The 14261-nt window shown below is 63.1% G+C and carries 14 protein-coding genes; 9 read left to right on the top strand and 5 right to left on the bottom strand.

The annotated features are described in order from the left end of the window. Nucleotides 1-49: 49 nt before the first annotated feature. Together LDZ28_RS05480 and LDZ28_RS05475 are read right to left on the bottom strand one after the other, a co-directional pair. Nucleotides 50-1993 (bottom strand): MFS transporter, encoded by a 1944-nt coding sequence (locus LDZ28_RS05480; protein ID WP_244827688.1) that lies wholly within the window; start codon nucleotides 1991-1993, stop codon nucleotides 50-52. Between the two features lie 196 nt (nucleotides 1994-2189). Beyond that, entirely contained in the window at nucleotides 2190-2642 is a 453-nt protein-coding gene (locus LDZ28_RS05475) for a CBS domain-containing protein (protein WP_244827687.1), read from the bottom strand. A gap of 239 nt (nucleotides 2643-2881) precedes the next feature. On the opposite strand from LDZ28_RS05475, the gene LDZ28_RS05470 reads away from it, so the two are divergent. The 3 genes from LDZ28_RS05470 (at nucleotide 2882) to LDZ28_RS05460 (ending at nucleotide 5703) form a co-directional block, all read left to right on the top strand. Beyond that, nucleotides 2882-4234, top strand: a complete 1353-nt coding sequence (locus tag LDZ28_RS05470) for an O-acetylhomoserine aminocarboxypropyltransferase (RefSeq protein WP_244827686.1) — start codon at nucleotides 2882-2884, stop codon at nucleotides 4232-4234. Beyond that, nucleotides 4231-5061 carry an alpha/beta fold hydrolase gene (locus LDZ28_RS05465; RefSeq protein WP_244827685.1) on the top strand — a complete coding sequence of 277 codons (831 nt, stop codon included), beginning with the start codon at nucleotides 4231-4233 and terminating at the stop codon, nucleotides 5059-5061. The genes LDZ28_RS05470 and LDZ28_RS05465 overlap by 4 nt, the downstream gene beginning before the upstream one ends. 321 nt (nucleotides 5062-5382) lie before the next feature. Continuing rightward, on the top strand, nucleotides 5383-5703 hold the full coding sequence (locus LDZ28_RS05460; RefSeq protein ID WP_244827684.1) for an Mpo1-like protein: 321 nt from the start codon (nucleotides 5383-5385) through the stop codon (nucleotides 5701-5703). A gap of 9 nt (nucleotides 5704-5712) precedes the next feature. Here LDZ28_RS05460 and LDZ28_RS05455 read toward each other — a convergent pair whose 3' ends face one another. Then, on the bottom strand, nucleotides 5713-7020 hold the full coding sequence (locus tag LDZ28_RS05455; protein WP_370652103.1) for a YihY family inner membrane protein: 1308 nt from the start codon (nucleotides 7018-7020) through the stop codon (nucleotides 5713-5715). A 95-nt stretch (nucleotides 7021-7115) separates the two neighbouring features. On the opposite strand from LDZ28_RS05455, the gene wrbA reads away from it, so the two are divergent. The 5 genes from wrbA (at nucleotide 7116) to LDZ28_RS05430 (ending at nucleotide 11308) form a co-directional block, all read left to right on the top strand. Beyond that, the gene (wrbA, locus tag LDZ28_RS05450; protein WP_244827682.1) at nucleotides 7116-7730 is read left to right on the top strand and encodes an NAD(P)H:quinone oxidoreductase; all 615 of its coding nucleotides are present in this window, start codon (nucleotides 7116-7118) and stop codon (nucleotides 7728-7730) included. A 57-nt stretch (nucleotides 7731-7787) separates the two neighbouring features. Then, a complete protein-coding gene (locus LDZ28_RS05445) occupies nucleotides 7788-8144 on the top strand; it encodes a DUF2069 domain-containing protein (protein ID WP_244827681.1) in 357 nt (118 codons plus the stop codon). Between the two features lie 147 nt (nucleotides 8145-8291). Continuing rightward, nucleotides 8292-9752 (top strand): FAD-binding oxidoreductase, encoded by a 1461-nt coding sequence (locus LDZ28_RS05440; RefSeq protein WP_244827680.1) that lies wholly within the window; start codon nucleotides 8292-8294, stop codon nucleotides 9750-9752. Further along, entirely contained in the window at nucleotides 9749-10552 is an 804-nt protein-coding gene (locus tag LDZ28_RS05435; RefSeq protein ID WP_244827679.1) for a metallophosphoesterase, read from the top strand. Before LDZ28_RS05440 ends, LDZ28_RS05435 begins: the two co-directional genes overlap by 4 nt. A 30-nt stretch (nucleotides 10553-10582) precedes the next feature. Then, entirely contained in the window at nucleotides 10583-11308 is a 726-nt protein-coding gene (locus LDZ28_RS05430; RefSeq protein ID WP_244827678.1) for an SOS response-associated peptidase, read from the top strand. A 2-nt stretch (nucleotides 11309-11310) separates the two neighbouring features. On the opposite strand, the gene LDZ28_RS05425 is transcribed toward LDZ28_RS05430, so the two are convergent. Together LDZ28_RS05425 and LDZ28_RS05420 are read right to left on the bottom strand one after the other, a co-directional pair. Further along, a complete protein-coding gene (locus LDZ28_RS05425) occupies nucleotides 11311-11475 on the bottom strand; it encodes a hypothetical protein (RefSeq protein ID WP_244827677.1) in 165 nt (54 codons plus the stop codon). 150 nt (nucleotides 11476-11625) lie between these two features. After that, nucleotides 11626-12564, bottom strand: coding sequence for a LysR family transcriptional regulator (locus LDZ28_RS05420; RefSeq protein WP_244827676.1), 939 nt, complete (start codon nucleotides 12562-12564; stop codon nucleotides 11626-11628). A gap of 166 nt (nucleotides 12565-12730) precedes the next feature. On the opposite strand from LDZ28_RS05420, the gene LDZ28_RS05415 reads away from it, so the two are divergent. After that, entirely contained in the window at nucleotides 12731-14260 is a 1530-nt protein-coding gene (locus LDZ28_RS05415; protein WP_244827675.1) for an efflux transporter outer membrane subunit, read from the top strand. Nucleotide 14261 lies beyond the last annotated feature (1 nt).

Below are 14261 nucleotides of genomic sequence, written 5' to 3'. Positions count from 1 at the left end.
CGTCGACCTTAGAAAAGTGCCGGGGAAACCGACATTATGCCAGTGGCATCTAGCGCCGCGCCCCGCGCAACGCCGTCACGATCTGCTGCAAACGTTCCGGCGTCGCCTCGTCCGGCGCGATCGGTTCGCCTACCGCCAGCGTCAGGCGGGTCATGACGCCGCGTTGGATAGGCCGCGGCCAGCGCGCATCTTCATGACGCGAAAACACGCTGCCCCACAAGCCTCGCAGCGCGACCGGCACGACCGGCGCCGGATGCCGCCGCAGGATCTGCGAAATGCCGTGCCTGAACGGATTGATCTCGCCCGTACGCGTGAGTTTGCCTTCGGGAAAGATGCACACGAGCTCGCCCTCTTCGAGCGCTTCGGCGCATTTCTGGTATGCGCGTTCGAGCAATTCCGCGTCTTCGTGCGCGGGCGCGATCGGAATCGCCTTCACATGGCGGAACAGCCAGCCGATCACCGGCGAGCGAAAGATGCGGTGATCCATCACGAAGCGGATTGGGCGCGGACTTTCGGCCATGATGACGATGGCATCGACGAAACTGACGTGATTGCACACCAGCACCGCCGCGCCGCGCGATGGAATGCGCTCGGCATCCACGAGACGAATGCGGTAGAACGTATGCACCAGCACCCAGGCCATGAAGCGCAGCAAAAACTCCGGCACGAGCGAATAGATGTACACGGCGACAACCACGTTGAGCAGCGCGGTCGCGAGAAAGAGCCCGGGAATGCCGACGCCGAGCGCCGTGAGCCCGAGCGCCATCAACGCCGAGACGATCATGAAGAACGAGTTCAGGATATTGTTCGCGGCGATGATGCGCGCCCGATGCGTCGGCTGGCTGCGCGCCTGGATCAGCGCGTAGAGCGGCACGCTGTAGAAGCCGCCGAACATGGCAAGGAGAAAGAGGTCCGCGAGAATGCGCCAGTGCGGCAACGCGAGCAGAAACTCCGCAACGCCGAGCAGATGCCCCGCCGGCGCAATCCGATGACTGGCAAAGAACAGATCGATGGCGAACACGCTGATGCCGATGGACCCGAGCGGCACCAGTCCGATCTCGACGCGCCGCTTCGACAGCTTCTCGCACAAGAGCGAACCCGTGCCGATGCCGAGCGAAAACGTCGCGAGGAGAATGGTGACGACATCGGGGTTCGCGGAGAGCACGTCCTTCGCGAAGTTGAAGAACGACGTGAGAAAAGTCGCGCCGACGAACCACAGCCACGAAATGCCGAGCAGGCTCAGGAACACGGTACGGTCGGCTTTCGCGAGCTTGAGATTGCGCCACGTCTCCGAGACCGGATTCCAGTTGATGCGCAAATCCGGCTGCGACGCGTTGGACTTCGGAATGAAGCTCGATACGACGCGCCCGATGATCGCGAACGCGAGACACGCCGCCGCGAGCACCATCGCCCCGTGTTCGACCGCACCCGCCGCCGCCCCGCCGACGATCGTGCCGATGAGAATCGCGACGAATGTGCCCATTTCCACGAGCCCGTTGCCGCCGACGAGTTCGGAAGCCTCCAGATGCTGCGGCAGATACGCATACTTCACCGGCCCGAACACCGTGGAGTGCACGCCCATCAGAAATGTGCAGACGTATAAAAGCGGCGCGCTATGCAGCACGAAGCCGGCGCCGCCAATCAACATGACGAGAATCTCGAAGCTCTTGACCAGGCGCGCGAGCGTGGCCTTGTCGTATTTGTCGGCGATCTGGCCGGAGGTCGCGGAGAACAGCACGAACGGCACGATAAAGATGGCCGAGATGAGGAACGCGGCCGTGCCCGGATCGACGCCGGAAAAGCGCGCCGCCTGAAACGTGACGAGCGACGTGAAGCCGACCTTGAAGACGTTGTCGTTCATCGCGCCTAGAAACTGCGTCCAGAAAAACGGCGCGAAACGGCGTTCGCGCAAAAGACCGAACTGGCCTTTCTCTTCGTGGCGTGCGGCGCGGGATGCGCGCGACGAGGCACGCGACGGATTTTCACTACTCATGGCTATCTACAAAAATTGATCCGGAGTTGATCGCGAACCGGGCTTGGATGGCGCCGCGCGATCGAATGCGGATGTCACGGGAAAAGAAGCTCGAAGCCTGCAAAGGCGTTCGAGCCGGACGAAAAAAAGCGCGCCACCGGGGCGCGCTTCCATGGGGTGTCACGCGAAGCGTCGAAGCGTTGGATCGGGCAGGTGCTCAGCGCGCTTCTTCCTGTTGCTCAGGCCAGTCGCGTATATACGCTTTCAGCATGCGATTCTCGAAGCCTTGTTCCTCGACGACCGCGCGCGCGACATCATAAAACGAGATCACGCCCATCAGCGCGCGATTCTCCATGACCGGCAAGTAACGCACGTGATGCTCGAGCATCATGCGCCGCACTTCGTTGACGTCCGTTTCGGGCGTGCAGGTGAGCGGATGGTCGTCCATGATCTTGCGGATGCTCGTTGTGCCGACGCTGCCGCCGTTGTCGCGCAAGGTGACGATGATTTCGCGGAAGGTAAGCATGCCGGCCAGATCGCCGTATTCCATGACGACGAGCGAGCCGATGTCATGCGCCGCCATGGCGTCGATTGCTTCGGCGAGCGGCGTGTCGGGCGTGACCGTGAATAGCGCGTTGCCCTTTACTTTCAGAATGTCGCTGACTCGCATGACTGTCTCCTCGCGAAATGCCTGTTCAATTGCCGAACGTTCTTGAAACCATGTTTCGATGCTATCGGAAAGGCCCGCAAAAAGAAAGCAAAGCAGCCTTGTCTGGCCATTCGGATAAGGCTTTGCGGGCCGATCTCCCATTCGATGCGCGCGTGTTCGCCCTAGGTTTTCCCGCGCGAGGCGGATGTTACGATGATCGACCGCTATTTTCCTGACCTGCTCCACACAGGCCGCCAACCATGCCCGCCAACCGCTTCGACACGCTCGCGCTGCACGCGGGCGCCGCACCCGACCCCGTGACCGGGGCGCGCGCCACGCCGATCTATCAGACCACGTCGTTCACTTTCCGCGATACCGATCACGCCGCCGCGCTCTTCAACATGGAGCGCTCGGGACATGTCTATTCCCGCATCTCGAACCCGACGGTGGCGGTTTTCGAGGAACGCGTGGCGGCGCTGGAAGGCGGCGCCGGTGCAATCGGCACGGCGAGCGGCCAGGCGGCGCTGCATCTGGCCATTGCCACACTGATGGGCGCGGGCTCGCACGTCGTGGCATCGAGCGCGCTGTATGGTGGCTCGCACAATCTGCTGCACTACACGCTGCGGCGCTTCGGAATAGAGACCACCTTCGTCGCTCCGCACGATCTCGATGCGTGGCGTCAAGCGGCGCGTCCGGAAACGCGCCTCTTCTTCGGCGAAACGCTCGGCAATCCGGGACTCGACGTGCTCGATATCGCGGGCGTCGCGGAGGTCGCGCATGAACACGGCGCGCCGCTGCTCGTGGATTCGACCTTCACCACGCCTTACTTGCTGCGACCGTTCGAACACGGCGCCGACCTGGTCTACCACTCCGCGACCAAGTTTCTGGGCGGTCATGGCACGACCATCGGCGGCGTACTGGTGGATGGCGGCACGTTCGACTTCGCGGCGAGCGGACGCTTCCCCGAATTCACCCAGCCTTACGACGGCTTTCACGGCATGGTCTTCGCCGAGGAAAGCACGGTTGCGCCGTTCCTGTTGCGCGCACGGCGCGAAGGGCTGCGCGACTTCGGCGCGTGTCTGCATCCGCAGGCTGCGTGGCAGTTGCTTCAAGGCATCGAAACCTTGCCGTTACGCATGGATAGGCACGTTGCGAATACGCGCAAGGTGATCGAATTCCTGCTGAGTTCACCGGCAGTCGAAGGCGTGGCTTATCCCGAACTGCCGACGCATCGCGACCATGCGCTCGCCAAGAGGCTTCTGCCGCGCGGTGCGGGCGCGGTGTTCAGCTTCGATCTGCGTGGCGGCGTGCCGGCGGCGCGCAAGTTCATCGAGTCGCTGACGCTGTTTTCGCATCTCGCCAATGTCGGCGATGCGCGCTCGCTCGTCATCCATCCCGCCTCGACCACGCACTTTCGAATGGACGCGGCGGCGCTCGCCGCGGCGGGTATCGGTCCGGGACGTATTCGTTTGTCTATCGGACTGGAAGATGCGGACGATCTCATCGACGATCTCAAGCGCGGGCTCAAGGCAGCGCAAAAGGCGGCCGAAAGCGCAGAGAGCGGCAAAAGCAGCGAAGGCTCACGCGCCGCGCCGCTTGGGAGCCGCGCATGATGTTCGATATCGCCGGGCGCCCGGCCTATGCCTACACCGGCGGCAAACCGTTCGATGCCGCCAGGCCAACGATCGTCTTCCTGCACGGCGCGCAACACGATCACAGCGTTTGGGGCTTGCAGACGCGTTACTTCGCGCATCACGGTTTCGGCGTGCTCGCGCCCGACCTGCCCGCGCATGGCCGTAGCGCCGGGCCCGCGTTGAGCACCGTCGCCGCGCTCGCCGACTGGACGATTCACCTTCTCGATGCAGCCCAAACGGACAAGGCCATTTTCGTCGGGCACAGCATGGGTTCGCTAGTCGCGCTCGATGCCGCCGCGCGCCATCCAGCCCGCGCGCTCGGACTGGCGCTCGTCAGCACGGCCGCACCGATGGCCGTTTCCGACACGCTTCTCGATGCCGCGCGCGAACACGAGCCGGAAGCGATCGATATGGTCAACCAATGGTCGCATTCGACCATCGCCGCAAAACCGTCGGCTCCGGCGCCCGGATTCTGGTTGCGAGGCGTCAACCAGCGCCTGATGGAACGCGTCAGCGCTCAAGGCGAGGCGCAGCTTTTTCACACCGATTTCAGCGCGTGCAACGGTTACGCGGATGCGCTCGAACGCGCTGCAACGGTGCAGTGTCCGGTACTCGTACTGAGCGGCAAGCGCGATGTGATGACGCCGCCGCGCGCCTCCCGCCCGCTCGTTGACGCGATGAAGCGTGCGAGCGCAACGGTGAGCGCGGTCGAATTGGACGGCGGTCATGCGCTGATGGCCGAGCAACCGGATGCCGTGCTGGATACTTTATTTGCGTTTGCGCTGAAGTGTGCGGGGGAACGGTAAGCGCTTTCGAATTGAGGATGATCCTGCGCTGATGGCCGAGGAACCGGACGCGTCGTTTGTCTTGGCGCCGAAATGTGTGGGGAAGCGGTAAGCGCTTTAGGTCCGAGTGACGATTTTGCGCAGATAGCCGAGTAACCGGACGCGTCGTTCGTCTCGGCGCCGAAGTGCATGGAAATCCGGTTAGCGCGTGGTTTGCAATAGTTGAACGCCTCACGCGCATCAAAGCCTTGCATCGCTTGCACCACCACGCGCGCCGTCGCAGAATGAATCTTGCTGGCGCATTCGTCAGGTGGAAGGCACCGCATCGACCGGGAGGCGATCATGGCGCAGACGACACACGGAGAACACTTCGCGAACTTCGCCGAGTTCTATCCGTACTATCTGGACGAGCATCGCAATCTGACATCGCGCAGGCTGCACTTTTTAGGCTCACTTGGCGTGATCGGCTGCATTGCCATGGCCATCGCCACCGGCGACTGGCTCTGGCTGCCGGCCGCCGTGATCTGCGGCTACGGCTTTGCGTGGATCGGCCACTTCTTTTTCGAAAAGAACCGCCCTGCCACCTTTCGCCATCCGGTCTATAGCCTGATGGGCGACTGGGTAATGTTCAAGGACATCTGCATCGGCAGGATCTCGCTCTGAACCGTGCACTCAGGCCGGTTGTTGCGGCATGGAAGAACGCGGTGTTTCGAGCAGGCGCGGGTTCGTGAGCGCAGCCGCGCGCGCCGCGACGAGCGAGTTGAGCGTGGCTTCGAGCCTGTCGTTTTCGAGCGCTTCCATCAGCGCCGTGCGATCGAGATGCGTGGCATCGAGACGCAATTGATAATCCAGTTCCTCCCGGTCGATCACGAACTGGTCGAACAGCATGGTCATGGTGATGTGCGCCGGGTTGGCGATCAACACGAAACGCGGCATCTTCGAGTCTTCGAGCCGGCCGATCCAGCCGAGCGCATCGAGCCGCGTGATCAGGCGCGTGGAGGTATCCAGATCGCAACGCGCCATCTTGGCGAGTTCCATCGCCGTGTAGCCAGGCTTGCCTTCGTCGCGCAATTCGACGAGTCGCGCGAGTATTTCGAGCGCGTAAAGCAAGTCGCTGCCCGGAAACTCGCGCCGATGATATTGCCCGATGCGAATGGCCGGCAACGCGGACGTCACCATTGCACCGACGAGCGCGATCATCCAGCAGAGATAAACCCACAGCAAGAACACCGGCAGCGCGGCGAACGCGCCATACACGGCGGTGTAAGTCGGAATACGCCGCACGTAGTAGCCGAAGCCGCGCTTGCCCAGTTCGAACGCCACCGCCGCGATCAGCCCGCCGATGACGGCATCGCGCCATTCGACCTTGCAGTTCGGCATGAACACGTAAATGATGGTGAAGGCGAACACCGTGAGCGGCAACGAAACGCCCGTGAGCGCCCATTCGACGATAGGCGGCATGAGATTGTGCGACCCCGCGAACGCGATCGAATGCGCGAACACGTAGGACGAGATGGAAAGACTGCAGCCGAAGAGAATAGGCCCGAGTGTAATGATGGCCCAATAGACCATGACGCGTTGCGCGAACGGGCGCGCCTTCTTCACGCGCCAGATGACGTTGAGCGCCGATTCGATCGTCATCATGGTCATCACCGAGGTGACGAACAGGATAATGAGGCCGACCGTGGTCAGGCCCTTCGCTTTCGCGGCAAACTGGTTCAGATAATTGAAGATCTGCGTGTTGATCTGCGTCGGCATCAGGTGCGCCGCCAGGAAGTCCTGCAACGACGACTGGAACGAACCGAAAATGGGAAACGCGGTGAAGAGCGCGAACGCGACGGTTGCGAGCGGAACGACGGACAGCACGCTCGTGAACGTGAGACTGCCCGCCACCTGCGCGACGCGATCCTCGCCAAGACGCCGCGCGACGAAACCGGCGAGACGCTTGACTGCCGCGAGATCGATGAAAACGTGCCGCAAACGCATTCTCCCAAGCGAGGCCGCGTGAGGCTATTGCCCTGCGCGCCCCTAAAAACAGGCTAATCCCTATAATAGCCGTTCACTAAAAAAGCCTTATGAACGACATCCTCGTGCTCTACTACAGCCGCCACGGCGCGACCCGCGAGCTTGCGCTCGCCATCGCCCAGGGCGTCGACAGCGTTCCTGGCATGGCCGCGCGGGTGCGCACGGTGCCGCCGGTTTCCACCGTCTGCGAAGCCACGCAGCCCGACATTCCCGCCGACGGCCCGCCTTACGCCGAGCTGCGCGATCTGGAGGAATGCGCGGGTCTTGCGCTCGGTTCGCCCACGCGCTTCGGCAACATGGCCGCACCGCTAAAATATTTCCTCGACGGCACCACGCCGCAGTGGCTGTCCGGCGCGCTCGCGGGCAAGCCAGCAAGTGTCTTCACCTCCACCGGCAGCCTGCACGGCGGCCAGGAAACCACGCTGCTCTCGATGATGCTGCCGCTTCTGCATCACGGCATGCTGATCGTCGGCATTCCTTACACCGAGTCGCGCCTGACTACCACGCAAAGCGGCGGCACGCCTTACGGCGCATCGCATCATGCGCGCACGGGCGACGCCAGCCAGCACGGCATCACCGCCGACGAGAAAGCGCTCGCCGTCGCGCTCGGCGCAAGGCTCGCGCGCACCGCGCTCGACCTCGTGCGTGGCGCGAAGGCCGCTTAAGTCTGCTTGAGGCCGCTTAAGCCCGCCATGACCGCACCTTCATTGACCGAGCCGCGAATGAACGCGCCGCTTGCCATCGGTGCGCTGACGAGTCTTGCCGCGCTCATCGTGCTCTCGCTTCTCTGGGAGCTGTGGCTCGCGCCGCTGCGTCCCGGCGCATGGGTACTCGCGTTGAAAGCACTGCCACTTGCATGCGCGCTGCCCGGTGTCATCAAGCGCAACGTCTATACCTTGCAATGGGCTTCGATGCTCGTTTTGCTCTACTTCGCCGAAGGCATCGTGCGCGGCATGACCGATACCGGCCTCTCCGCGCGCCTCGCCTGGCTCGAAACTTTGCTTGCGTTCGCATTCTTCGTCTGCGCGCTCGGCTTCGTCGCCCCCTTCAAACGTGCGGCGCGTGCAAGAAAACGCTGAATCGTTCGCTTTTTTCCATACGGACGTGATGCTTTTTAGCACGGATCGAAACGCTGCGCGCGGCCTATGCCATTCGGCCGAGGCGCAAGCCGCGCCCCGCTGCGCGATACTGTCGACTACGCTACACGGTCCAATCTGCCCTCATCCATGACTGCCTCTCACGCCCTGTTCATCGCCGCCTGCACCGAACTGCTCGGCGCGTCCCACGTTCTCACGCACGATCACGACACCGAGCCGTTTCTCGTCGACTGGCGCAAGCGCTATCGCGGCAATGCGTGCGCCGTGCTGCTTCCCGCCGATACCGCGGAAGTCGCCGCCGTCGTCAGACTCGCGCATGAACACGGCGTGGCCATCGTGCCGCAAGGCGGCAACACGGGACTCGCGGGCGGCGCAACCCCCGACGAGAGCGGCGCGCAAGCGGTGTTGAGCCTGCGCCGCCTGAACCGCATTCGCGGTATCGATCCGCATAACAACACCATTACCGTCGAAGCAGGCGTCGTGCTCGCCGAAGTCCAGGCGCGCGCCAAAAGCGCACAACGTCTCTTCGCGCTGAGTCTCGCGGCCGAAGGCAGTTGCACGATCGGCGGCAACCTCTCGACCAACGCGGGCGGCACGGGCGTTCTGCGTTACGGCAACACGCGCGAGTTGTGCCTGGGCCTCGAAGTCGTGACGCCGCAAGGCGATATTTGGGACGGCCTGCGCGGCTTGCGCAAGGACAACACCGGCTACGATCTGCGCGATCTGTACATCGGCGCGGAAGGCACGCTCGGAATCATCACGGCGGCGGTGATGAAACTGCATCCCGCGCCGGTCGCGCGCGTGACGGCGCTCGCGGGTCTAGCCTCGCCGCACGCCGCACTCGATTTCCTGGCAATGGCGCAACGTCACGCAGGTGCGCTCTTGACCGGCTTCGAGCTCATGTCCGACTTCTCGATGCGCCTCGTCGGCCGGCATTTTCCGCAACTGCGTTATCCGTTCGGCGAACCGCACGCGCAAACCGTGCTGCTCGAACTCTCCGACAGTGAAAGTGACGAACACGCCCGCGCGCTGTTCGAAAGGCTAATGGAACAGGCTATGGAAGAAGGTATCGTCGAAGATGCCGTGGTCGCGGAAAGCCTCGCGCAGTCGCAGGCATTCTGGGATTTGCGCGAGCATATCCCGCTCGCGCAGGCGGAGGAAGGGCTGAACATCAAACATGACATTGCGGTGCCGATCTCGAGCATCGGCCGCTTTATCGAGGAAACCGACGCGATCATCGCTCGAGCCACGCCCGGCGCGCGCATGGTGACCTTCGGACATCTTGGCGACGGCAATCTGCATTACAACGTGCAGGCGCCCGAAGGCGTCGATCAGAAGCAATTTCTCGAAGCGTTCCAGACGCCGATCAACGCACTTGTCTACGACCAGGTGCATGCGCATCGCGGCAGTATCAGCGCGGAGCACGGTCTCGGGCAACTGAAGGTGGACGAAGCGATGCACTATAAATCGGCCGTCGAGGTGCGCCTCATGCAAAGCATCAAGGCCGCGCTCGATCCCGAGAATCGCATGAATCCGGGCAAGGTCGTACGCTGGGCGCAAGCCGAGACACGGAAGGAGAACATCGCATGAAGATACGCGTGCTGTCGGACCTGCATCTGGAAAACGACGAGCCGCTCGCGATTCCTTATGCCGAAGCCGATCTCGTCGTGCTGGCGGGCGATATTCACAATCACGCTGAAGGCGTGCGTTGGGCGGTGGAGAATTTCGGTTCGGATGTGCCTATCGTCTATGTGCCGGGCAATCACGAGTACTACGACGCCGAATTCGGCGCGATGGAAGTCGCCATGCTCGACGCGGCGCAAAGCGTGGACAACGTGCATTACCTGAACAACGCGGCGCTCGTCGACCGGCGCGGCGCGTGGCGCGTTCTCGGCACGACGCTCTGGACCGACTTCGCGCTGTTCGGGTCGAGCGACGAAGAAATCGGCCGCGCGCAGGAAGCGTGCATCAAGGTCATGCTGGATTATCGAGGGCTGATCCAGCTCGCGTGGCCGGAGCAAGACGGCGAACCCCGCGCGTTCGCGCCGGAAGATTCCCTCGCGCTGCACGAGCAAGCGCGCGCATGGCTCGAAAACGAATTGGCCAGACCGTTCGCGGGCCAGACGATCGTCGTCACGCATCACGCGCCGTTGCGCGAAAGTCTGTCCGAGCGGTACGCGACGGATATCGTGTCGGCGGGCTTCGTCAATCATCTGCCGACGCTCGCCCGCACGCCCGCCGCGCTTTGGATTCACGGCCACACGCATACCTCGTTCGACTACACGGCGAATGGGACGCGCGTGGTCTGCAATCCGCGCGGCTACTTCGACCGTCGCTCCGGGCGCTGGGAAAACGAACAGTTCGCCTGGGACAAGGTCGTCGAAATCTGACGGAGCAACGCGAATAACGGGAGCCAAGCCATGTGCGGCCGAATCAGCCAGTACCGACTGCCGATGCATTACGCGCAACGTCTGCATCTGAAGAACCCGTTCGTACTCGTCGATGCCGCCGACCGGCGGCCCGGCTATAACCTGTCGCCGGGCACGCATCCGCTCGCCGTCTATCCCGACGAATCGATTCGCGCCGTGCATTGGGGATATTGCCCGCCGTGGGCGATACAAAAGAAGTTGCCGCAGACCATCAACGCGCGCGTCGAGACGGCGTCGACCAGTGCCTATTTTCGCAATCTGTGGAAAAAAGCGCGCATTCTGGTGCCGGCGGATGGCTGGTTCGAATGGCGAATCGAGCCGCGTCCGGGCGAATTGGCGACAAACCCCGCCGCCGCGAAGCCCTTCAAGCAACCGTATTACATTCGACGCGCCGACGGTGAGCCCATGTTCCTCGCCGCGCTCACGAGCATCATGCGCGAGGAGGACACCGCGCAGCCCGGCGCGGGCTTCGTGATCGTCACGGCAGCAGCCGACGAAGGCCTCGTCGACGTCCACGACCGCCGCCCGCTGGTTTTTTCCGCAGCCACGGCTCGGCGCTGGCTGGACCCGGACGCATCAGCGGAAGATTTGGCGCGGCTCGTGAAGTCCGACGGCGTGCCGGCTTCGCACTTCGTCTGGCACCGCGTTTCAACCGATGTGAACCGCGCCACCACGGACGAAGCGCGGCTCATCGAGCCGCTGGAAGCGCTTTTTTAGATTCAGCGGGTGCGCCGGTCGCGGTTGCTTTCGACGCGAATCGGGATCAGGCGCTTTCTTGCCTCTTCTTCCGACTGGGCACGCATGGCATTGAAAAGCTCGCGCGACGCCGGAACGGCGATCAACGACACAAGCGCGGCAAGAGCGAACATAAGTGGCGTGCTCATCAGACGAGTCCCCAAGATAAATGCAGTGAACGTGGACAGACAGTAGCAAATGCGGGTGAATCAGGAGTAAGCAAGTGTTGCGCCGCAGCTTATTTCGTAACCGGACTTCGGTCAGCGCGTCGGAGCCGACAGCACTGACGGCAAGCATATTCAGCCTACTACGAACTCCTTGAGCGACTCGGAATCGGCGGCGAGCGTGTCGGGCAGCGCCTCGCGCAGAAACTCCACCCACGTGCGGATCTTGGCGTCCAGATACTGGCGCGACGGATACAGGGCGTAGACCGTCAGTTCCTGCATCGTGTATTGCGGCAGCACACGCACCAAAGTGCCCGCGCGCAAGGCGGGCAGCGCGGAGGACGTCGGCAATACGCCGATGCCCATGTTTTCCCGGATCGCCGTCACCATGGCGTCGGCCACGTTCACCGTGAAGGGCGAAGCGCCGAGACTGACCGTTTCCTGCCCGTTCGGACCGTCGAAGACCCAGCGGTCGGGCGGAAACACGGGCGTCATCAATTGCAGACAGGTGTGGCGCACCAGGTCGGACAACACATGCGGCGTGCCGTGCTTCTCGATATACGCCGGTGACGCACATGCAATGCTGAACACCGTGCCGAGCCGCGCCGACACCAATGCGGAATCCGGCAACTCAGAAGCCAGCACCACCGACACGTCGTAACCCTCGTCCAGTAGATCCGGCACGCGTTGCGCCAAAGTCAGCTCGACCTGCACGGACGGATGACGCTGCTGATAGCGCGAGATCATCGGCACGACATAGTGCACGCCGAAGCTCGTCATCGAATGCACCTTGAGTTTGCCGGCCGGACGCGCGTGGGCGTCGCTGGCTTCGGCTTCGGCCTGATCGACGTAAGCGAGAATTTGCTCGCAGCGTTGCAAGTAGCGCTCGCCCGCCTCGGTTAGCGCGATTCGGCGCGTCGTGCGATTGAGCAGCCGCGTGCGCAGATGCGCTTCGAGGTCGGACACGGCGCGCGACGCGTAGGCGGTGGTCGTATTGAGATGCTGCGCGGCGGCGGTGAAACTGCCCGCCTCGACGACGCGCGCGAACACGCGCATGTTTTGGAGCGTATCCATGACGCTTTCCCGTATATCGGCGTTTATGTAGACCGAATTGTTACACGACCAGTAAAAGCGATTATCGCAATCTCAGTAAGAATGCTTTACATCGTTACTAGTTATTCGACAATCCCTGCAAAAATATAATTCACTCTCAAATTCTATTCAATTTTGGGAGGGAATCGTGCGGAGCCGGTCGTTCAGTCACGCCGCTTATGCCGCGGTTCTTACGGCATTTTTAATAATCGCCGGATGCGCAAGTACGGGCAAGGTCACGCCGCAGGATCCGCTGAAAGACCCGGCAACGCTCGATGTCGGCAACGCCATTCGCGCCGCCAATGCGGACGCCGCGTGGCCCGGCCAGGAATGGTGGCGCTCGTATCGCGATCCGCAGCTCGATGCCTGGATTACCCGCGCAACCGGCGGCAACCCGACACTGGCGATGGCCGCCGCACGCGTTCGCGAGGCGCGCGAGGAAGCCGGCGTGGCGCGCTCGGCGCTTTTGCCGCACGTCGATGGCGCGATGAGCCTGCAACGCAAGCACTGGCCGGAGAACGACTTCTACGGCCCCGGCTACTACGGCGGCACGACTACGTGGGACGACACCGCCGGCCTTTCGCTCTCCTATGACCTCGATCTCTGGGGCCGCGACGATAACGCCGCCGAACGCGCGCTCGATGTCGCCCACGTGCGCGCCGCCGATGCCCGCGCCGCCCAGCTCGAACTCGAAACCAACGTGGTGCGCGCCTACATCGGCTTTTCGCAGGCGTTCGCGCTGCTCGATATCGCGCAACAGACGCTCGCGCAGCAGCAGCGCATCGCGGATCTCGCAGAGCGGCGTTTGAAAGGCGGCATCGGCACACAGCTCGAAGTGAGTCAGGCCGAAACGCCGTTGCCCGAGTACGAGCGTCAGGTCGATATCTATCAGGAAGAGATTGAGCTCGCGCGCCATCAGCTCGCCGCGCTTGCAGGCGAAGGTCCCGGCGCGGGCGATGCGCTCACGCGTCCCACGCTCGCGCTCGCGACGCCGCTGCCCTTGCCCTCGTCGCTGCCCGCCAAACTTGTGGGTCATCGGCCCGATATCGTCGCGGCGCGCTGGATGGTGGCGGCGCAAGCGCGCGGTATCGATGTCGCGAAGGCCGAGTTCTATCCGAACATCAATCTCGCGGCGTCGCTCACGCAGACTTTCGCGGGCGGCGCGCTGCTCAGTTTCCTCACGAGCAAGGCGACGGGTTATACATTCGGCCCGGCGCTGTCGTTGCCTATCTTCGAAGGCGGACGGCTGCGCTCGCAACTCGGCGCGGTATCGGCGCAATACTACGTGGCCGTCGATCACTACAACGCGGCGCTCGTCGCCGCGCTAAAGGACATCGCCGATCAAGTCGTGCGCGTGCGTTCGCTCGACACGCAGCTGGAAGCGTCGGGGCGCTCGGTCGCCGCCGCACGCAAGAACTACGACCTCGCCAACGCCGGTTATAAGCGCGGCCTGACCGATTACGTCAACGTGCTGATCGCGCAAGCGCAATTGCTGCGCGCGCAGGACGGCGAAGCACGCGTGCGGGCGCAACGGCTCGCAGCCTATGCAACGCTCACCTCCGCGCTCGGCGGCGGTATCGACGATCCTTCGAATGGTCCGCAAGAAACGGCGCTCGCGCCCGCGAAGCATATCGGCCCGTTCGGTTCGTCGCTCGGCGCGTCGTCCTCGGTGAAGTGAG

This window comes from Caballeronia sp. TF1N1, from assembly GCF_022878925.1.
GTDB lineage: Bacteria > Pseudomonadota > Gammaproteobacteria > Burkholderiales > Burkholderiaceae > Caballeronia.
The sequence above is the reverse complement of the archived record's forward strand: the minus strand, read 5'-3'. Positions and strand labels throughout refer to the sequence as shown.

Excerpts from the sequence above, each read along its gene's own strand:
- LDZ28_RS05480 (WP_244827688.1), bottom strand. The coding sequence starts at position 1,993 with ATGAGTAGTGAAAATCCGTCGCGTGCCTCGTCGCGCGCATCCCGCGCC.
- LDZ28_RS05475 (WP_244827687.1), bottom strand. The coding sequence starts at position 2,642 with ATGCGAGTCAGCGACATTCTGAAAGTAAAGGGCAACGCGCTATTCACG.
- LDZ28_RS05470 (WP_244827686.1), top strand. The coding sequence starts at position 2,882 with ATGCCCGCCAACCGCTTCGACACGCTCGCGCTGCACGCGGGCGCCGCA.
- LDZ28_RS05465 (WP_244827685.1), top strand. The coding sequence starts at position 4,231 with ATGATGTTCGATATCGCCGGGCGCCCGGCCTATGCCTACACCGGCGGC.
- LDZ28_RS05460 (WP_244827684.1), top strand. The coding sequence starts at position 5,383 with ATGGCGCAGACGACACACGGAGAACACTTCGCGAACTTCGCCGAGTTC.
- wrbA (WP_244827682.1), top strand. The coding sequence starts at position 7,116 with ATGAACGACATCCTCGTGCTCTACTACAGCCGCCACGGCGCGACCCGC.
- LDZ28_RS05445 (WP_244827681.1), top strand. The coding sequence starts at position 7,788 with ATGAACGCGCCGCTTGCCATCGGTGCGCTGACGAGTCTTGCCGCGCTC.
- LDZ28_RS05440 (WP_244827680.1), top strand. The coding sequence starts at position 8,292 with ATGACTGCCTCTCACGCCCTGTTCATCGCCGCCTGCACCGAACTGCTC.
- LDZ28_RS05435 (WP_244827679.1), top strand. The coding sequence starts at position 9,749 with ATGAAGATACGCGTGCTGTCGGACCTGCATCTGGAAAACGACGAGCCG.
- LDZ28_RS05430 (WP_244827678.1), top strand. The coding sequence starts at position 10,583 with ATGTGCGGCCGAATCAGCCAGTACCGACTGCCGATGCATTACGCGCAA.
- LDZ28_RS05425 (WP_244827677.1), bottom strand. The coding sequence starts at position 11,475 with ATGAGCACGCCACTTATGTTCGCTCTTGCCGCGCTTGTGTCGTTGATC.
- LDZ28_RS05420 (WP_244827676.1), bottom strand. The coding sequence starts at position 12,564 with ATGGATACGCTCCAAAACATGCGCGTGTTCGCGCGCGTCGTCGAGGCG.